This window comes from Kocuria sp. ZOR0020 (genome assembly GCF_000800955.1).
Classification (GTDB): Bacteria; Actinomycetota; Actinomycetes; order Actinomycetales; family Micrococcaceae; genus Kocuria; species Kocuria subflava.
Map to the genome: position 1 here is coordinate 1 of NZ_JROX01000183.1, position 19,537 is coordinate 19,537.

Below are 19,537 nucleotides of genomic sequence, written 5' to 3' on the forward strand. Positions count from 1 at the left end.
CGCCAAGAGGGGCGGGATCAACGTTTCCGTTGATCCCGCCCCTCTTCCATGTGGCTCCCCCGACTGGGCTCGAACCAGTGACACTTCGATTAACAGTCGAATGCTCTGCCAACTGAGCTACGGGGGAATGTGCTCGCTGTGCGTGCAACGAGAGAAGATCATACCCGCCCGATCCGCTACGCACAATTCGGCCACATGCTGTGGGTCAGTCGGCCTGCAGCTTCCTTCGTTCGACCTCCAACTCCATGAGCTGGCGGCTGATTGCCTGGAAGGCCTCCGGTTCCGCGCGGGAGTCGGTCCGTTCCAGTTGCGCACGGAGATCGGCTTGGCGCCGGTGGATCTGGCGGTCGAACAGGTGGGCGACCACCCCTGCCGCATACCGCTGGAGTTGAACGTCGTTGGATGCCGGCAACGCTCGCATGGACAGTCCCGCCACGTAGCCACGCAGTTGCTCAGGCACCGCTGCTGTCAGTGCCTCCACCCAGGCCCTGCCCTGCTGGACGTCATGGGCACCGGCCCCGGAGTACACCGCACTCACGGCGTCATGGATGGCGGTGTGGGCGGGATGCGCGCATTCAACAGCCGTGAACTGTTCCCACTCCGTATCACCCAGCAGGTGCGGAACCTGAACCACCATCTCCAGAGCTTCTCGTTCAGCGCGCAGCATGGGATCCCGGGGGTTGGGCAGTTGGAACCGCGGGGCCACGTCCTGGGGCTGCTCCACCGGTGGCTCGAACCGAGGTTCGTACGCTTGGCTCTGACCGCGCGGCGCCCGGGCGGCCACCTCCACCGCATTCACGACGTCGGGAACCTCCAGCCCCAGCCAACCCGCCAGTTGCCGTGCATAGGCCGGGCGCAACGTGACGTCCCTGATCTGGGCCACTATGGGTGCCGTGGCCCGCAGTGCCTGAACCTTTCCCTCCAACGTGTTCAGATCGAATCGCTTCATGGTGGCTTGAATCGCGAACTTGAACAGCGGCTGTTTGCTGTTCAACAAGGACCGGACAGCCGCGTCCCCCTTGGCCAGGCGCAGTTCACACGGGTCCATGCCCCCGGGCTCCACCGCCACGAAGGTCTGGGCCATGAACTTCTGATCTTCTTCAAACGCACGCAGGGCTGCTTTTTGACCGGCGGCGTCGCCGTCGAATGTGAAGACCACTTCCCCACCGGAGCCGTCGTCGGAGAGGAAGCGGCGAACGATCTTGATGTGTTCGGTACCAAAGGCGGTACCACAGGTGGCCACAGCCGTGGGCACCCCTGCCAGGTGCATGGACATCACATCCGTGTAGCCCTCCACCACCACCACTTGACGCTTCTTGGCGATCTGGCGCTTGGCTTTCTCGATCCCGTAGAGCACCTGGGACTTCTTGTAGAGCTGTGTCTCCGGGGTGTTGAGGTACTTGGGGCCTTGATCGTCGTCGTAGAGCTTACGGGCACCAAAGCCGATCACTTCACCGCCGATGCCGCGGATGGGGAAGATCAGGCGGCCCCGGAACCGGTCATAGAGGCCACGGTTGCCGGCCGAGAACATACCGGTGGCCTCGAGTTCGTCGTCGTTGTACCCGCGGGTGCGCAGGTGTTTGAGCAGGTGGTCCCAGCCTTTGGGGGCGTAACCCACCCCGTAGTCCTGGGCGTCCTGCGGAGTGAACCCACGCTCCCCCAGGTACTTCTGTGCCTCCGCTGCACCGCGAGTGCGCAACTGGGTCTGGAAGTACTCAGCAGCCACCTTGTGCGCATCCAGGAGACGTTGGCGGCGACCCACCGCCTCCCGGTCGGGTCCTTGGCCCTGCTCGTAACGCAGTTCGTAACCGATCCGGGCGGCCAGGCGCTCCACCGTTTCCGTGAACGTGGTGTGCTCCAACGCCATGAGGAAAGCAATCACGTCCCCGGATTCATCGCAGCCGAAACAGTGGTACGTCCCGTACTGCGGGCGGACGTGGAACGACGGCGTGCGCTCGTCGTGGAACGGACACAGCCCCTTGTAGGAGCCAATACCTGCCGATTTGAGGGTCACATAGCCTTCGACGATCTCGCGGATGTCAGTGCGCGACCGCACCTCGTCAATGTCCTCACGTCGAATCAGCCCAGCCACAGCAGTTCATTCTAGTGGCGGGGGCAAACGGTATGGGTTTGGACCCGAATCAGCCGGTGGCCTGGTCGAACCGGTAGAGGAAGGCCGCCACGGCGTCGCGATTGATGGAGGTGGTGGGACGCATGGTGCCGTCCCGGTAACCGGTGGTGATGCCCCGGGACTGGGCCCAGCACATTTCCGTGTAGAACTGCTGGGTCGGGCGCACGTCCCGGAACGGGGATGCTGCAGGAGGTGTGTAGCCAGGTGATCCGGCAGCGCGGTAGAACACCGCACAGGTGGCATCGCGGGCGATAGGGGCCAGGGGCCTGAACGTGCCGTCCGACCAGCCGTTGAGCAGACCTCGGCTCTGCACCCAACCGATCTCTGCGGCGAATTGTTGCCCAGGAGCAACATCGCTGAAGTTCGGGCCACCGCCACGAATCTCCGGCTGCCCTGCAATACGGTGCATGACCACCGCCATGGCATCACGGGCCACGGGGCTCAACGGCCGAAAGGTGCCATCCGGCCAGCCTCTGAGCAAACCGGTGTTGTAGCACCAGGTGATTTCCGAGGCGAACATACTGGAATCGCTGACATCTCTGTAAATAGCCATGTTCTCCCCCGATCAGGCCCAGCCCAGGCCACGGATCTTGGCGTTCAACGCGTGCGCGATGACCAGGTTGCCGTAGGAATTCAGGTGGAAAGTGTCATCCGCAATGAACGGCCGCGGCGGCAGACCCAGCCGGCGCCGTTCTGCATTGTCACCGCGCCCGGCAATGTTGAGCGGACGAATTTCCGGCACATTCCACCACCGGGAATCCCACAGCGCTGCTGTGCTGTCAAAGTACTTCTGCCCGTACGTGTTCCGGTAGGCATTGTTGATGGCCGTGATGTTGGGGTGGCCGGCAGTTCCCAGGCGATCCCACCACGTGAACCAGTGACTCATCACAATGCTGCGTCCGGATTCCACGTCATAGGCCGCCCGGGTGTCATTGAGCACCCTTTGGACATCTCCGCTGTTGTTCTTGCCCATCCAGAGCAGGTGGATTTTGCCGCGTTCGGCGTCCTCCCACGCGGTGCGCCAGTACCCCGCTGCAGAGTTGCCCACAGTGATGGGCGCGCCGGAGCTGGTGCGCGTCAGTTGAACCTTACGGAGACGGTCACGCACCAACTGCAGATTCACCGGCTGACCGGAGACAGTGCCCGGCAACTGGGAGGTCACCGTGTCCGGGACAATCCCGTTGGTGGTGGGCAGGAAGATCTTGCCCGAGCCTGGCAGTTCCCCGTTGGCCCCGGCGAAGCTGTAATTGGGCCGGATGGGGTGATTCTTGCTGCGGATGGCCAAGATGGCCGGTGACCGCCAACCACCAAAAGCATGGCGGATGGTGGGAATCCCGAGTCTGGTCATCTCCTCATGGATGGTGATCCGGCGGACCGCGCTGGGTTCACCTGCTCGGAACGAATCCGCCGAAGAAGACCCCCAGAGCACCGCGCCCACGCCAGCGCTGGCGCGTGCGCCGGGGCCCTGGTCCGGTTCCTCAACTGGCAGATTTTCGTACAGCTCATCCGGGACCGGAGCAGCGGGGTCTGTGGGTTCTGCGTGGGCCGGTTGCGCGCTTGCGGCCACGGCCAGCGCAGAGAACCCGGCTGCACCAGATGCCCTCAGCAGGGTTCGACGATTCACATTCGGCATGGTGATCCGTTGTTCAAGAGCATGAGCGATGGGTGGTGCTTTGCATCACTCTGGGGACACCTCCACTTTACTCGTGAGTTTGCAAAGTCTTTGTGGCAGCCATGGCGCCGCCACCAAGAACCGCTGCAATGGCAAAGCCGAAGAAACCCCACGGATAGGCGATTCCCGCAGCCAACATGGCACCACCCAACGTGGGGCCGGAGATCGCACCAAGTCGTCCCACACCTGCGGCCATTCCCAACGCCGTGGCGCGAACCTTGGTGGGGTAGTTGGCGGCGCAGAAGGCGTACACCAGAACTTGGGCGGAGAAGACGAAACAACCTGTAAAGAAGACCATGGCGTAGATCCCCAGCAGCGGCAGCTTGATGGCCAAAGCCGCCAACAGCACACCGGCTCCGATGAACCAGATCACGGCCGCCAGTCGCGGAGTGATCCGATCCGCCGTGCGACCGGCAATGACCAGACCCACAACGGCACCGATGTTCAGGATCAGCAGGAAGCCCAGGGCATTGCCCAGATCGTAATCAGCGGCCCGCATGATCTGCGGCAGCCAGGTGTTCAGCCCGTAGACCAGCAACAGGCCCATGAAGGAGGCAATCCACACCAGCACGGTGTTGCGCCGGTACTGGCCTGTGAGCACCGTGGCTGCACCCTTGGGTTCCTTGTAGACCGTGCCATCGGCAGCAGCTGCCTTCAGTTCCCGCTCCACCTGTTCCTGATGGTCAAAATCCAAGCCGTAGTGCTCGCAGACGCGGCGGGCATCCTCAACTCGGCCCTTGGAGAGCAAGTAATCCGGAGATTCCGGCAGGTACACGTACATCAACGGCACCAGAACCAAAGCAGGCAGTGCCCCGATGATGAACATGGCGTTCCAATTGACGTTTTGCACCACCACAATGGCCAAAGCAGCCGTCAACACTGCACCCACGTGGTAACCGGTCATCATCAACGTGGTGGATTTACCGGTGCGGTTACGGCCTGCGAATTCGGTGACCATGGAGATACCGGTGGGCAGACAACCGCCCAGTCCCACACCGGCCAGGAAGCGCAACAGGCCGAACAGGAAGATCGAATCCACAAAGGCCATTCCCAGGGTGAACAGGGAGAACAGCACCACGGCACCGATCAGCAGCTTGCGCCGCCCGAATCTGTCCGTGGCCCAACCCATGCCCAGGGCCCCGATCATCATGCCCACCAGGCCCACGGTGGCCACCACGGTTCCGGTGGCCGGAGTCAGAGCGAATTCCGGGTCCTCGATCATGGAGGGCATCACCGCACCCAGGACCACGGCGTCGAAACCATCCAGCAGCACTGCAATCCAGCACAGCGGGGCCACCCAGCCCCTGCCCTTGAGAATCACCACAGTGGTTTGTCTCCCATTCTCCAGTTGGTGCCAACAATGCGATTGTGCAACCGCAGTGCGGAGGTGTCCGTCAAGGATGCGATTTGATCCACCACAATCCGTAACCGCGCGTCCTCAGCTCCCGGCCCATCTCCCACGGCGTGCCAGTCCCCAGCAAACGCCGGTGACAGGAAACGACCGTCAGAGTCCATCAGAGCAGACACCAAGACCCGCAGAATCTCACGCTGATTGTCATAAATTGGCTGCGAATCACGCACATTCATCATGTAAGTGACCGCAAGTCCTTTCAGGACCGCAATCTCCTCCACGGTTTCCCTGGGCACCACCAGGGAGGCCGCGTACCGGGTCAGGGCACCTTGGCCTGTGACCTGCCGCGTGGCTGCCACCGCTGACATGGCGAACCGTCCGATCAGCTGGGAGGTCATGTCCTTCAGGTGTGCCAGTGCCCGCCGGGAGCCGTTCATCTCCCCCACCCATTCCGGTGCCGCCTCCAGCCGGGACAACGCCGCATCCAGCACAGAGTCCTCCACACCGTGCAGATACCAATTACGGGTGTTCTCGAACACCCGCTCGCGTTGCCGCGGATCGGCCAGTCGGCTCAAACGCAGCATGCCCGCTGCCACGGCGTCCTCGACGTCGTGCACGGAGTAGGAGATGTCATCCGCCAGGTCCATGACCTGGGCCTCCAGACACTTGGTGCGCTCGGGTGCCCCCTGGCGCATCCAGGTGAACACCGGCAGATCATCCTCGTAGACCCCGAACTTCTGCGAGCGCGTACCGTCCGGTTTCAGCGGGGCCTCGTGGGTGCGCCACGGATATTTGCACGTGGCATCCAGGGTGGCTCGGGTCAGATTGAGGCCGGCTGAGGTGGCGTCGTCGTCGTTGTAGACCTTGGGTTCCAGGCGCACCAGCAGGCGCAGGGTTTGGGCGTTGCCCTCAAAGCCGCCAATGTGGGCGGCGGCGGCATTCAGCTCGGTCTCCCCGTTGTGGCCGAACGGTGGGTGGCCGAGGTCGTGGGAGAGGCTGGCGGCGTCCACCACATCCGGGTCGCAACCGAGCATGCGCCCAAGTTCCCGGCCGATCTGGGCCACTTCCAGGGAGTGCGTCAGGCGGTTGCGCACAAAGTCATCCGAGGACGGCGCCACCACCTGCGTCTTGGCAGCCAACCTGCGTAATGCAGAGGAATGCAGGATCCGGGCGCGGTCACGCTCAAAGTGTGAGCGGTACTTGTTGTGATGGTTCTCCGTCACCCAGCGCTGGATGTCCCGGGGTGCGTAACCCTCCGCCGGGGTCTGGGTGCGATCCACGGCTGCCAACATCTGGGCGATGCCCTCGATCGGCAGTTCAGGGACGGGCCCGGTGGCTGGGTTCATGCTGGTGGAGGCAGGATCGGTCACAAACCCATTGTGCCTGGTGGATCAGCCGCCGGAGACGTCCAGTTCGGCATCCACCAGACCCAGGCGTTGGTCATCGTGGATGAATCGGTCCTCCAACCACCGGTCCGGCAGTGCGGCCTTCTTGGAGTTGCCCCCCCGTCCCCGCGGCCCCTCCACGGCAGGTCCCGGGTAGGCCTGGTCCAGGTCCATCTGGTTGAGCAGATCTTCCAACTGGTCCAAGGTCTCCACCGTGGCCATCTGGGCGCGCAGCTGCCCGCCCACGGGGTAGCCCTTGAAGTACCAGGCCACGTGCTTGCGGATCTCCCGCAGCCCTTGGAGTTCGTCGTCGTTTTGTTCGGCCAACAACTGGGCGTGGCGGTAGATGGTGGCGGCCACGGCACGCAGTCCGGGACGGGCTCGGTCCTTGCGACCGTCAAACGCTGCCTGCAGATCCCCGAACAACCAGGGGCGGCCCTGACATCCGCGGCCGATCACCACGCCGTCCACACCGGTCTGTTCCACCATGCGCACGGCGTCCTCCGCTGACCAGATGTCGCCGTTGCCCAGAACCGGCATGTCAGGAAGGGCCTCCCTGAGGCGGGCAATGGCAGACCAGTCCGCGGTACCGGAATAGTGCTGCTCCAGGGTGCGCCCGTGCAGGGTGATGGCTGCTATCCCGGTGTCCCGGGCCATCCGGCCGGCCTCCAGGTAGGTGAGGTGGTGGTCGTCGATCCCCATGCGGGTTTTGACAGTCACGGGGATGTTCCCCCGGTCGGCTTCCCGGACGGCAGCGGAGATGATGGCCTGGAGCAGGTCGGTCTTCCAGGGCAGGGCAGATCCCCCACCGCGTTTGGTGACCTTGGGCACGGGGCAACCGAAGTTCAGATCAATGTGATCTGCAATGTCTTCCTCAACCACCATGCGCACGGCCTTGCCCACATTGACCGCATCCACACCGTAGATCTGAACCGAACGCGGGGTTTCATCAGGATCGTGATGAACAATCGCCAGGGACTTTTCCCTGCGCTCCACCAATGCGCGCGCGGTGACCATCTCCGTGACGTACAACCCGCCACCGTGTTCGCGGCACAACCTGCGGAAGGCCTTGTTGGTCACCCCCGCCATGGGCGCCAGCACCACGGGAACGTCAATGGTCAGGCCTCTGAGCTTCAGCGGCGGCAGGTCAAGGACCACGGCCTCCTGTGCCTCCACCGTCTCCACAGTGCCCGGACCGAACGGCGCGTGAAGCCCAGGATCCGCGGACATGGGGGTGGCTGAGACTGCTGCTGTGGTCATCCGATCATGGTCCCACAGGAATTCGCGGTACGCCCGGGACTCCCGACGTGAGATTGGCCGCGCAATGTGGCGCCGCAAACGGCTGCAGACCATTGCTCTGACATAAGCTGTTCGCATCTGCACATCATGCGTCGGACGCTTCTTCTGATCCACGGAGGCCACCATGTCCTACAACCCTCAACCCCAGGGTCCCCACAACGCCCACCCCGCTGCCGGCGGCCCCATACCCGGGCCCCAGGGTCCTTCCGCGGGCCCGTATGCCGCCATGCCCCATCAGCCGGCTTCCCCCCAGCTGCAGGCGGCCTGGCGCTACTCTGCGCGCCGCAAGAATGACACCGCCGCCTGGCTTCTGTGGATCGGTGGACCGTTCCTGGTTGGACTGCCCGTTCACGACTTCTACTTCGGTGACATCGGAAAGGGTTTGGCCAAACTTGGGTTGCTGGTGTTGATCTTTGTCAGCTTCATCGGCGGCGCCATTGCCAGCGCAGTCTCGGCTGCCCAGTACTACAGTTCAGGACCCTCAACAGCTCCGGATGGTTTCATCATCGGCATCATCTTGGCGGGGCTTTGCTTTCTGATCGTGGCCGTGTGGTGGATTTACGACGGCGTGACCATGAACAAGCGCCTGGAAACCACCAATGACAAAATTCGCCGCCAAATTGCTGCTGAACACGGCGTTGATCCTTATTCTTTCTGACAAGGCTTGAAACAACCCACCCCTCCCGAATCAGGTGTCTGCCATGACAAACCTCCACCCCAACCAGCCCGCCGATTCCAACCGTGGTCCAGCCAACCATGAGGCCCCGGCTGTCCCCACGGATCAGGGTCAGTCGGATCTGGCCAACCGGTCACGGCAAGCTGCATGGCGTTTCTCCGCACGAATGAAAAACAACACCGCTGCATGGATCATGTGGGCGGCTGCACCGTTCGTGGTGGGGTGCCCATCCACGACTTCTACCTTGGGGCGATCGGGCGCGGCCTGATCAAAATCGCCCTGGTGGTGATAGGATTGGGCTCATTTATGGCGGCCTACTTCGGGTTCATCTTCACCATGGTTGCAGCCGGTGAACAGTCCCAGGACCTGCCCGCCCCGGGGCCACTGCTCTGGGTGGGCTTTGGCCTGGCACTGGTGTGCATGCTGGTGCTCTTTGCCTGGTGGGTGTACGACGCCTTCAAGATGTCCACCCGCATCGACTCCCGCAATGACGCCATCCGGAAGGATGCGGCCCAGGAGTTCAACGTGGACCCCTGGTCCTTCTGACCCCTCCCCCACCCCTCTAATGACGAACGTTGGGAGTTTGGTCGATGTCCTGCCCTGGAATCGACCACACTCCCAACGTTCGGCAGTTGTGATTGCGGGTGTGGGTCTCAGGCGGGGTCGGCGTAGGTGACGGATTCATCCACCACTTTGGCAGTGCCCTCGGCCACCAGCTGCGCGCACACCACGGCCAGGGGGCGCATGGCATCCGTGACCTCCACCCGGATGGGGTAACGGGCCACCAACAGGCCCATGAGCTTGGCCACCGCAACGGCGGCTTCCTCATCCCCCAGCGTGGGGTCCCACCCAATCAGAACATCCGTGGGCAGGTCATCCAGCTCCGCAAGGCGCCGCGGATCAGCCTCCGTGCGCTCCACATCCAGTTCCAGTGAGCGGTAACTGATGGCAAACGCCCCAATGGTGCCCCGCACGCCGGCCCCGCGGTCCATACCACGGCGCAACACGATTGCACCGTAGGCCTGTGAAGCATCCGAGAGGAACTGCTTGTTGACCTGCCCCAACGTCAGCTCAGCCGGAGGATCCCACGCGTTGACGGCACGGTAGAACTCCCCCACCGCCCGCGTGAGCTGCACGGAACCTGTGGCCAGGTCCTCAATCGCCTCCGTGGCGGAATCACCTTCACCGATCGGCTGCGGCGGGATGGCACCCGGGGCAACGACGACGTGGCGGTGAGTCATCACCGGGAACATGCCCTGAGCCTCGGCGAACTTCTCCCCTGTGGTACCAGGGCCCACCTTGGTGCGCAGGGGCATGCCTGGATGGGTTTCGGCAGCTGATGCACGCAGGCGGGTGGCCAACTGCCGAGCCACACCGTCGCCACGGTTGGAGTTTCCGACCTCCACGAATGACCACAGGCGGGTGGGGTGCAGCGGATTGAGTTGAACCGCCCCGGCGCCAACCACCACGGCGTCGTCGTGGGCGTCAGCAGCCCCGGCGGCACCATCAGCGTCCACAGCCACATCGGAGTCCACGGCACCGTCGGAATCAGCTGCGACGATCGTCCGTGACCACGCCGGTGCTTGCGTGTCCGGGCCCATCAGGGCCCGCAGCGCCACCACGGGATCCGACTCCGGTGCCGGGAGGACTTCCAGCAGGCGGAGGTCATCCCCCTCCAGCCAACTGCGGTAGGTGTAAGCCATCCGGGATCAGCAGCCCAACTTGTCGGACAGGTACGCGGTCACCTTGTCCAGGGAGACCCGTTCCTGGGTCATCTCGTCACGGGAACGGATGGTCACGGCCTGGTCCTCCAAGGTGTCGAAGTCCACGGTCACGCACAGCGGAGTGCCGATCTCGTCCTGGCGGCGGTAGCGGCGGCCGATGGCTCCGGCGTCGTCGTAGTCGATGTTCCAGCGGCGGCGCAGTTCGGCGGCCAGGTTCTGGGCCACCGGCTTGAGATCGTCCTTCTTGGACAGCGGGAGCACCGCGGCCTTGACCGGGGCCAGACGAGGATCCAGCTTGAGCACGGTGCGGGTGTCCACGCCGCCCTTGGTGTTGGGGGCTTCATCCTCCACGTAGGCATCCACCAGGAAAGCCATCATGGAGCGGGTCAGGCCGAAGGAAGGTTCGATCACGTAGGGCGTGTACCGCTCGTCCGTGGCCTGGTCGAAGTACTGCATCTTGGTTCCCGAGTGCTCCGTGTGATTGCCCAGGTCAAAGTCGGTGCGGTTGGCAACACCCATCAGCTCGCCCCACTCGGAGCCCTGGAAACCGAACTTGTACTCGATGTCGATGGTGCCGTCCGAATAGTGCGCGCGTTCCTCGTCCGGGACGTCGAAACGGCGCATGTTATCCGGGTTGATCCCCAGATCCGTGAACCAGTTCCAGCAGGACTCGACCCAGTCGTCGAACCACTTTTGGGCATCGTTCGGGTGGACGAAGTACTCGATCTCCATCTGTTCGAACTCGCGGGTTCGGAAGATGAAGTTGCCCGGGGTGATCTCGTTACGGAAGGCCTTGCCCACCTGGCCGATGCCGAACGGCGGGCGCTTGCGGGATGCGGTGACCACGTTGAGGAAGTTCACAAAGATGCCCTGGGCGGTTTCCGGGCGCAGGAAGTGCTTGCCCTTTTCGTCATCCACCGGGCCCAGGTAGGTCTTCATCAGACCGGAGAACTGCTGGGGTTCGGTCCACTCACCCTTGGTACCGCAGTTGGGGCAGGCGATCTCCGCTATGGACTCAGGCGCCCGGCCCTTCTTGTCCTGGAAGTTCTCCTCCAGGTGGTCCTGGCGGTGGCGGGTGTGGCAGGAGAGGCACTCCACCAGGGGATCGGTGAAGGTGGCAACGTGCCCGGAAGCCTCCCAGACGGCGGTGGGCAGAATGATGGAGGAGTCCAGGCCCACCATGTCCTCACGCCCGCGCACAAAGGTCTGCCACCACTCACGCTTGATGTTCTCCTTGAGCTCGGCGCCCAAAGGCCCGTAGTCCCATGCGGAACGCGAACCGCCGTAGATCTCACCCGCCTGGAACACAAAACCGCGGCGCTTGCACAGGGAGATGACGTTGTCCAGCGTGGACTTGGGAGCCATGTGATTCACTTCCGTTTTCTGCCGCGACCACTGGCTGTGGCCTGGCGTGAGTTTGCGGACTCCGGCGGCACTGACGGGCGCACCGGGCATTGGGAATTGCGCCGAATCGGCACCGGATCAAGGGTAACCAACGACGACGACGGTGGGCGACTTCAGCGGCGTCGTCGTCCGTCCTGCAGGGCGGAGGGTGATTTCCGGGTTCAGAAACCGCGGTCCGCCAACCACTGCGCAAGGTGGTGTTTCCGATCGATCTGGGAAGCAGCGCGGCCTGGAGCGACCCAGGAGTCCAGGACCTCGCCGTCGCTGAGATAAACGACCCGGTCCGCACGGGCGGCGCACGCGGGATCGTGGGTGACCATGACCACCGTGGTGCCCGTGGCGTGAACCTGGGCCAGGGCATCCATCACCTCTTCCGACATTGCGGAGTTCAAAGCACCGGTGGGTTCATCCGCAAAAATCACTGCCGGTTCAGAGGCCAGGGCACGGCAGATGGCGGCACGTTGCAACTGCCCACCGGAGACCTCCGTGACGCCGTGATGAGCGACGTGCCCAATCTCCAGGCGATCCATCAGCCGCTGAACTCGGCCTTGCACTTCTGCTTTCGTGCGGCCCGGAAGACGACGACGCCCGAACCGTTTGCTTTCTGCAGCCTTCAGCGCCGGCAGCATCACGTTGTCCCGAAGATTGAGATGTGTCAGGAAATACGGTTGCTGGAACACGAATCCCACGGTGTGGAGCCGCACGGCACTCATGCTGCGTTCCTCGAGTTCTGTCAGGTCCTTGCCCAGGAGCTCGACGGTGCCCGTTGTGGGACGGTCCATACCACTGATGGCGTACAACAACGTGGACTTGCCGGAACCGGATGCACCCATCACTGCGACGAACTCACCGGCACCGATCTCCATGTTGATGTTGTTGAGAACCGTGACCGGCGGCTCGGCGCTGTCAAAGTTTTTGCTCACGTTCCGAACTCGGATCACGGCTTCTTGGGTCTCATGCGTTGCGTGCTCGCTCGACACTTGACTGCTCCTTCATTTGGGCACTCATGGGGTTCAATCCCACCGCTCGCGCTGCCACAGCGGCGCAACCCACGCCCACTGTCAACAGCGCCACCGGATAGCCGCCCCACACCAGAACGGGGTGGACCAGGAAGGTCAGATGGCTGAACCCCAGACCGGTTTGACTCAACAGGGCCCCGACCACCCGTTGCCCGGCCCAATGGGCCGCAACGGCTCCGATCACCACGCCCGGCGTCACTGCCACGAGGACCTTGAAGATCACCTGGCTTCTCACCTCACGAGGGGAGAAGCCCACCGCGCGCAGTACACCCATCTGCTGGGTATCACGGGCCAGACGCAGTCTGAGGAACAAGGTGGTGATCAACGCGGCCACCAACAGGCCAAATGCCAGGGCGAGCCACGCGGTGGCGCGAACGGCATCCGTGACGTAAGACAGACTCTGGCGGAGGAAGCCCTCCAGAGGCCTGACGTCAGCCGCGGTAAAGCGCTGGTTGTACTCCTGGGCGATGGCCGTGGCGTCGTCGTCGTTGGTCCTGGCGGGTGTGGCCAGGTCTGCCAGAACGACGTAACTGTCTGCATCCGCGCTCAGTTGCCCCTGCATCTCGGCTGTGTAACCACCACTGGTGAGGTCCTGGTAGACGCCGCTGACCTGCACCTGGTGGGTCACCCCGTCCCGCCGTACCGGCAACTGGTCACCAACCTGCACGCCCAACTTTTCAGCGTTCAACGCGGACAACGCAATGTGCCCGTCCCCGGGGGCTTGACCCGTGAGGAACTCCACGGTGCCGCGTGAATAGTCGCCCACCTCCACGCGCAGCGTCTCCCACTGCGGATTCGCGCCGGGCTCCCCCGCAGCCTCCGAGCCAAGGGTTTCCAAGCGAAGATTGGCGTAGGTGCGCACGTTCCCCAGACGTGCATCCTGGTCCATGGCCGCTGTCAGTTCGGCCTGCACAGCGTCCAGGTCATTGCCGAACTGGATGTCAGCACGCACATCCGCTTGGGGTGAGCCCATGTGCGTGACAAATCGTGGATCCGTCAATGTGGTGAGCAGATTGGTGGGCACGGTGATCACCACAACCGTCAGGGCAAAGACCACGGGGATCAAGGCCCATTGGCGCCGTTGCGTCCTGATGTCCAACCAGGCCAGCCGCATGGTGGTGCTGCCCCACCCGCGGTGGATCAAACGCGTGCGGTGCGCAGCCCTGCGCTGAGCACGCAGATTCCGCATCCTCTGACGTGGGGGCAGCGTGCTGCCATGCATCAAGGCCGTGACAACCTCAACACGGTTGATCTGCCGCAAAATCACACGCGACACCGTCATGACCACCAGGTGAACCAGGATCACTGCCACCACGGGCAGTAACACCGTCACCACCGTCAACCCGGCCTGGGCGTAACTTTCAGCCACTGAACGGGTCAGCCAATGGGCGGCAGGAACGGACAGCACAGCACCCAGGACACAACCCAGCAACGACAACACCCGATACTTGGCCAGGTACATGCCCCGGATGTCGGCAGGAGCCAGACCCATGGCCTTCATGGCCCCGATCTGTCGGACATCGTCCTGGATGCTGCCCCGAATCACGAACCTCAAGTTCAACAGCGCAATGAGGATCAGAACCGAGCTGACACCCACCAGAGCCACTGCCACCAAACCATCACTGAGTGTGTTGAACAGTCGGATCAGGGGTAGGTGACCGCCTGTCCGTCGTGCGGCAGATCGGTCCGGGTCTCATAGCTGCGCTGAAATTCAGGGATCAACGACGGGTCCGAAAGTCGGTACTCCACAATGATCTCCGGCGCACCCCCGTTGGCGCCGGCCAACCGCTGGAAATCTGTATCAGACACCACGAATCGTGTGGACGATGACATGGATGAGGCCATCTGCGCATCCCGGACCGAACCAGCAACCGTCAAACTCAGCCGGGTGTCCGTGCCCGCCACTGTCAGACTGTCGCCTTCCTGAAGCCCATACTGCTTCTGATAGGCCACAGGGATGAAAACCTGTCCGGGACCTGGTTGGACCGCTGTTCCGTCCTGGCCCATCAAGAGATCGAATTCCGGGTTCTGAGTGACGAACAGGTTGTCCATCAGGCTCTCCGAAAGAGAGCCCGACTGCCCCGTGGCCGGACGTTGCCAAGTGACCGCGGCGCCGTCGTATCCCACCATCTTGTGGATCTGCCATGCCTCGATGTCAGGGTGCTGGTGGGCAAAGTCCTGAAGGGCATGGACGTTGTGGTCTCCGGCGTGCATCTGTAGGAAGTGCGGCGGTTTGGCCTGCTCAAAAAGGGCATCAACGGAGCCTGAGACTCGCTCAATGACCACAGCGCCAGTGGCCATGAGCAACGCACTGAGTGCTATGACCAGGCACAGAGCCATGTTCACGGCTCTGTTGTGTGAGAGGCCCTGGAGACCATGACGCAGTTGCATGACTCCATGGTTGCCGGAGGCCGCAGGCCGGCGAATCCTTCTTGAGGCCACCTGCAAGTCTCATCCCGGAGGAGGACGGCCTCAGTGGGAAGAACGACTTCAGATGCGACGTCGCAAACGCCACGGGAGAGTGACGATGAGTAGGCCCACAAAGGTCAGGGCCGTGCCCACCACGGTCAGCGGGGTGATGAGTGCACCGGCCGTGGGTACCAGGACATCCAGGAGCAAGGCACCCGTGAGCATGCCTGCCGTCATGGACAGACTGGTCCTCAGCACACCGATCACCCTGGCCAGTACGGCACCGGCTGCCACGAACACCAGTCCCACCACACCGCCCATGTAGAGCCACCATTGCGTGGGGAAATGCCACGGTGGCAGATCCGCGGTGCCACGGTGCACCACAGTGACCACCACCAACAGGATCGCCCCGCCCGTGAAGTTCACCAGTGTGGAGGTGATGGGTGTTCGAGCCTGTTGGGCCATTCGCCCGTTCATGGCGGTCTGCACAGCAACCCCCACGCCCACCGTGACCTGCAGGACTGCCATCAGAACAAACGTGCCCACACCAGCCAGGTCCGCTTGGTGGGAGGTCGTGGATGGGGCTTGTGCCGAACCGTCCGGGGCAACCTCATGCAGGAACCGCGGCGCTTGAGCCAGCAGCACGGCCAGGACCACCAAGGCCGTTCCGGCGAACCGCCACCCCGTCAGAGTTTTCACCCCGCCGGGACTCAAACCGACGCGGTCCACGGCCAAACCACCAATGGCTTGGCCGACCACCACGCCCAAGATGAAGACGGCCACGCCCACCAACGGTGTGGTGAAGGTTTGGATCAGCACCAGATAGGCCCCGAACATCCCGGAGATCAGGAACCACCACGGAATTTCACGGTCCCGCACCGCTGTGATCAGGTTGCGGGTTCCCCGCCGACCCGCCGGCAGCAGTACCGCCAGGAGCACCACGATCACCAGACCGGTACCAAAGCTCAGCAACGACGCCGCGGCGGCATCCCCGGTCCGCGCCCCCAACTCACCGTTGAGGCGGGACTGGACGGCCATCCCCGTTCCGCACAACACCTCCACCACCTGTGCCAGCACATCCACCCCACGTGGTGAGTTCAAATCGGCGGAAACGGGCTGCCGAACTGGTGGTATGGAGGGGCGGTGCACCCAGCCAGGTTAAGTGCCACAAATGGCCATGAGCCACAATGGGGGCATGGCTGATTCCGCACCCCCTCAAGAACTGCCCATCCGTGACTCCACGATCCGCCTGGGCCAGGCCCTGAAACTCGGCTCCCTGGTGGAAGACGGCGCACAGGCCCGCACCGTGATTGAGGACGGTTTGGTCAAGGTCAACGGGGACATCGAGGAGCGCCGCGGACGGCAGCTTCACGACGGCGACGTCATCACCCTCAACGGGATCTCCGTGGTGGTCCGCACGGAATCCTGAAGGGTGTGACCACTGCGGTCGGGGCTCAGCTCCATCAGCCGGTACGCGCCCTCAAGCGTTGAGCACGTAGTGCGTGAGGTACTCGTTGACGTGGCGCAACTCCTGCGGGGAGATGCTGTGCCCCATCCCCTGGTACTGCACCTTGGTGGTGTCTGCGTGGGTCAGCAACCATCCGGCGGAGAGATTCACCAGGCGCTCGGTCAAGACGGGGTCCTGCGGGTCACGGCCCCAGAACAGTTTGAAGGGCTCGGCTTCCAACTGGGCGTCCTGGAAGAACGGCAGTTCCTCGGGAAGCGTGAAGCCGGACAGCCCGATCACGGCCTCGAACTCCCCCGGCATGGCCCGGACCAGCGACGTTGCAATGGACATGCCCTGGGAGAACCCCAGCAGGGACACCGATGACCGTCCCTTGGCCTGCGCACGCACCCAGTCCATGAGCGGCTCAAGAGCTGCCGTGACCTGCTCGGCGCTGAAGGCGTCGTCGTTGTAGAGCGGGTACCAGCGGTACCCGTAGCCCTCGCGCTGCGGTGCGCGCACGGAGGCCACCACGAACTCCTCCGGCAGTCCGGGCACCAGGCCCATGAGGTCTTTTTCATCGGCCCCGAACCCGTGGAACATCACCAGCAGCGGCGCGGTGGGATCCTGTACTGGGTCACGGTTCCAGGCAACAGTCAGTTCTACGGTCATGACCTCCATCCTCCCACGCCCAACCCTCACGCCACTCGCTCATCAGCCGCTGATGGCGTAGTGCAGTGAGGGTTGGAGGGCACCAGAATCAAGACAGCACCCTGGCCCGAGCCTCGCGAACCAAACGCACCAGACGCGGCGGCGCACCCGGTGGATCGTTCGACCCCGTCACCAGGTCCGCTGCCACCACGCGGATCTCAATCCAGCCGGCGGCCTCCGTGGCCCGCCGACGTTCGATGTCCCGCACGCGCTGCCCCCGCTGGTCGTGGTGCGCACCTTCGATCTGCAACGAAATCCTGTGGACCGGATCGGCCAGAGCCGGCTTGCTGCGCTGCGCCAATGTCCCCTTGTGGAAACCCGTCTGATGTTCATTGATGATGCCGTCCACCACTGCCACCAGCTCATCGTCCGTGAACACATTGCGCCGGCGGGCAGTCTTCATGGCAGCCAGATCCACCAGCGTGCGCTCCGGTGAGGTCACAGACACACCGCCCCCGGTCCAGACCTCTCCCGGTCCGGCCCGGAACAGATGGCCCGCGATCCCTCGGACCCGCAACGGATTGGCGCTGGAACTCACCGAGAGATGGATGATCTGATCCTCCCGCGGACGGAACGGGAGGCGGAAGCCCAACAAGATCGCAGCGGTCACGTGGCTGGCCACAGCATCCGGGCGCACGGACATGACTGTCGGCAGACGGGCCATCAGACCGTCCCGGGTTCCCGTTCCGGGCAATGAACCGGCGTGGGACCGTACTTCCCAGACACCGGGCATCACCGCGCGGTAGTTGGCACTCCACAGTTGGCGTGATGTGACGCCGTGGTGGGTGGCCTGCGTCGTCGTGAACCAGCGGTTCAACAGAGCGGGTGATACGGGGACGCGCGGTGCGGGCATGCCCTCAGTTCACCGTGCGGGACCCACCGGGCGGGAGGGCGCCGTCGAGATTGTGGAAAACCTCCGGTGAGCCTCACGTCCAACCTTCACGTCACTACGCCATCAGGTGCTGATGACGTAGCGACGTGAAGGTTCGAGCGCGCGGCAGGACCCGGCGCGTAGTGGCGTGAGGGTTCGCGCCCAACCCTCACGCCGCGCGCAGAATTCGCCTCAGCTCAGCACTGTGGCGCGAACCAGATCCCCCAGTTGGGCGTCCTCGATCAGGAAGCCGTCGTGACCGGCGTCGGAGTGAATGGTGTGCCGTGGCACGCGAACCGGCAGCGCGGCACACAGCGCATCCGACTCGGAAGGGAAGTAGAGGCGGTCACTGTCGACGGCGACCACCAGCCAGTCACACGTGGTCCGAGCCAAAGCCTCCTCCAGGGACCCGCGCCCGCGAGCGACGTCGTGACTCATCAGAGCCTCATTAAGCGTCAAGTACGCGTTGGCGTCAAACCGGTCTGCCAGTTTGGAGGCCTGATGGTCCAGGTAGCTTTCCACCTTGTACCGGCCGCGAGTGCCGGCAGCTTCGCCCAGGATTGACTCACCGGGCTGCGGGTCCCGGCTGAAGCGGGTCTGCAGCTCAGCGGCCGACCGGTAGGTGATGTGCGCAATGCGCCTGGCCAGTCCCAATCCGGCCGTGGGGAAATCGGAGTCGTAGTAGTCGCCGCCGTTGAAGGCGGGGTCCTGGCGTAGGGCCAGGTTCTGGGCCTGACCCCACGCGATCTGCTCAGCACTGGAGGCAGCACAGGAAGCCACCACTCCACAGGCCTGCACGCGTTCGGGGAAGGTCACCGCCCATTCCAACGCGCGGGCCCCGCCCATGGAACCGCCCACCACCAGCCGCCACGCCTGGATTCCCAAGGCATCCGCCACAGCGGCCTCGGCCCGCACGGCATCGCGGATGGTCACGAACGGGAACCGGGATCCCCACGGTTTGTTCTCCGGGTCCACCGACGACGGCGCCGGGGTGGCCGGGCCCGTGGACCCGTAACACCCCCCGAGCATGTTGATGCAGACCACAAAGTACTTGTTGGTGTCGATCACCCGTCCCGGCCCCACCAGCCCTTCACACCAGCCAGGTGCTTCCGCGCGGGCACGTTCAATCTCCGGGGCGTGTTCCCGCACCCGTCCACGGGTCAGGTGGGTGTCACCGGTGAGTGCGTGTTCCACCAACACGGCGTTGGAGGCATCTGCGTTGAGCTCACCCCAGGTTTCGTAGGCCAACCGGACCCGGGGCAGGAGCACACCGGATTCCAGGGGACGCTCCCCCACGTCCACGAATGCCAGGACACCGTCCTCACGGACAAAGTCCCGGGCGCGCTCCGTTCCTCCCACCAAGGTCATCTCAGGCAGCCCCGGTGTCTGCGCCCGACGCGCTTGCAGCCGAAGCCGCAGCAGCGGCCGCCAATCCGAGCTC

General features: G+C 63.8%; 18 protein-coding genes and 1 tRNA gene. 3 read left to right on the top strand and 16 right to left on the bottom strand.

Features of this window, described 5'->3' with window-relative positions:
* Window positions 1-51 precede the first annotated feature (51 nt).
* The 7 genes from L979_RS10945 to dusB all read right to left on the bottom strand — a co-directional run bounded on the left by L979_RS10945 (window position 52) and on the right by dusB (window position 7,799).
* Window positions 52-127: transfer RNA gene (locus tag L979_RS10945), tRNA-Asn, on the bottom strand.
* Window positions 128-205: 78 nt separating this feature from the next.
* Window positions 206-2,092: a DNA primase gene (gene dnaG, locus L979_RS10950; RefSeq protein WP_047692250.1), complete on the bottom strand. Its 1,887-nt coding sequence runs from the start codon at window positions 2,090-2,092 to the stop codon at window positions 206-208.
* Window positions 2,093-2,141: 49 nt separating this feature from the next.
* On the bottom strand, window positions 2,142-2,684 hold the full coding sequence (locus L979_RS10955; RefSeq protein WP_081994349.1) for an S-layer homology domain-containing protein: 543 nt from the start codon (window positions 2,682-2,684) through the stop codon (window positions 2,142-2,144).
* Window positions 2,685-2,696: 12 nt separating this feature from the next.
* Window positions 2,697-3,755, bottom strand: coding sequence for a hypothetical protein (locus L979_RS10960; RefSeq protein ID WP_156125555.1), 1,059 nt, complete (start codon window positions 3,753-3,755; stop codon window positions 2,697-2,699).
* A 76-nt stretch (window positions 3,756-3,831) separates the two neighbouring features.
* The gene (locus L979_RS10965) at window positions 3,832-5,127 is read right to left on the bottom strand and encodes an aromatic acid/H+ symport family MFS transporter (RefSeq protein WP_231559514.1); all 1,296 of its coding nucleotides are present in this window, start codon (window positions 5,125-5,127) and stop codon (window positions 3,832-3,834) included.
* On the bottom strand, window positions 5,121-6,446 hold the full coding sequence (locus L979_RS10970; protein WP_052209820.1) for a deoxyguanosinetriphosphate triphosphohydrolase: 1,326 nt from the start codon (window positions 6,444-6,446) through the stop codon (window positions 5,121-5,123). The genes L979_RS10965 and L979_RS10970 overlap by 7 nt, the downstream gene beginning before the upstream one ends.
* A 99-nt stretch (window positions 6,447-6,545) precedes the next feature.
* A complete protein-coding gene (dusB, locus tag L979_RS10975; RefSeq protein WP_369792992.1) occupies window positions 6,546-7,799 on the bottom strand; it encodes a tRNA dihydrouridine synthase DusB in 1,254 nt (417 codons plus the stop codon).
* 163 nt (window positions 7,800-7,962) lie between these two features.
* Between dusB and L979_RS10980 the strand changes: the two genes are divergently transcribed.
* Complete coding sequence (locus L979_RS10980; RefSeq protein ID WP_047692253.1) at window positions 7,963-8,496, top strand: TM2 domain-containing protein; 534 nt, start codon at window positions 7,963-7,965, stop codon at window positions 8,494-8,496.
* A 204-nt stretch (window positions 8,497-8,700) separates the two neighbouring features.
* Window positions 8,701-9,060 carry a hypothetical protein gene (locus L979_RS10985; protein ID WP_047692254.1) on the top strand — a complete coding sequence of 120 codons (360 nt, stop codon included), beginning with the start codon at window positions 8,701-8,703 and terminating at the stop codon, window positions 9,058-9,060.
* Window positions 9,061-9,167: 107 nt separating this feature from the next.
* Here L979_RS10985 and L979_RS10990 read toward each other — a convergent pair whose 3' ends face one another.
* From L979_RS10990 to L979_RS11010, 6 genes are all read right to left on the bottom strand, one after another.
* Window positions 9,168-10,217, bottom strand: coding sequence for a hypothetical protein (locus L979_RS10990; protein ID WP_047692255.1), 1,050 nt, complete (start codon window positions 10,215-10,217; stop codon window positions 9,168-9,170).
* A gap of 6 nt (window positions 10,218-10,223) precedes the next feature.
* Complete coding sequence (locus L979_RS10995) at window positions 10,224-11,603, bottom strand: glycine--tRNA ligase (RefSeq protein WP_047692256.1); 1,380 nt, start codon at window positions 11,601-11,603, stop codon at window positions 10,224-10,226.
* Window positions 11,604-11,803: 200 nt separating this feature from the next.
* The gene (locus L979_RS11000) at window positions 11,804-12,622 is read right to left on the bottom strand and encodes an ABC transporter ATP-binding protein (protein ID WP_052209816.1); all 819 of its coding nucleotides are present in this window, start codon (window positions 12,620-12,622) and stop codon (window positions 11,804-11,806) included.
* Window positions 12,597-14,273, bottom strand: coding sequence for an ABC transporter permease (locus tag L979_RS11005; protein WP_052209817.1), 1,677 nt, complete (start codon window positions 14,271-14,273; stop codon window positions 12,597-12,599). The genes L979_RS11000 and L979_RS11005 overlap by 26 nt, the downstream gene beginning before the upstream one ends.
* Before the next feature lie 32 nt (window positions 14,274-14,305).
* Window positions 14,306-15,052, bottom strand: a complete 747-nt coding sequence (locus L979_RS14745; RefSeq protein ID WP_052209818.1) for a hypothetical protein — start codon at window positions 15,050-15,052, stop codon at window positions 14,306-14,308.
* 99 nt (window positions 15,053-15,151) lie between these two features.
* Window positions 15,152-16,171 (bottom strand): DMT family transporter, encoded by a 1,020-nt coding sequence (locus L979_RS11010; RefSeq protein WP_047692257.1) that lies wholly within the window; start codon window positions 16,169-16,171, stop codon window positions 15,152-15,154.
* 94 nt (window positions 16,172-16,265) lie between these two features.
* Here L979_RS11010 and L979_RS11015 point away from each other — a divergent pair, with 94 nt between their 5' ends.
* A complete protein-coding gene (locus L979_RS11015; RefSeq protein WP_047692265.1) occupies window positions 16,266-16,499 on the top strand; it encodes an RNA-binding S4 domain-containing protein in 234 nt (77 codons plus the stop codon).
* Between the two features lie 51 nt (window positions 16,500-16,550).
* Here the strand turns inward: L979_RS11015 and L979_RS11020 are convergent, their stop codons facing one another.
* The 3 genes from L979_RS11020 to L979_RS11030 form a co-directional block, all read right to left on the bottom strand.
* Complete coding sequence (locus tag L979_RS11020) at window positions 16,551-17,186, bottom strand: alpha/beta hydrolase (protein WP_052209821.1); 636 nt, start codon at window positions 17,184-17,186, stop codon at window positions 16,551-16,553.
* A gap of 88 nt (window positions 17,187-17,274) precedes the next feature.
* Window positions 17,275-18,078: a hypothetical protein gene (locus L979_RS11025; protein WP_047692259.1), complete on the bottom strand. Its 804-nt coding sequence runs from the start codon at window positions 18,076-18,078 to the stop codon at window positions 17,275-17,277.
* 210 nt (window positions 18,079-18,288) lie between these two features.
* Complete coding sequence (locus L979_RS11030; RefSeq protein WP_047692260.1) at window positions 18,289-19,464, bottom strand: homoserine O-acetyltransferase; 1,176 nt, start codon at window positions 19,462-19,464, stop codon at window positions 18,289-18,291.
* Window positions 19,465-19,537 lie beyond the last annotated feature (73 nt).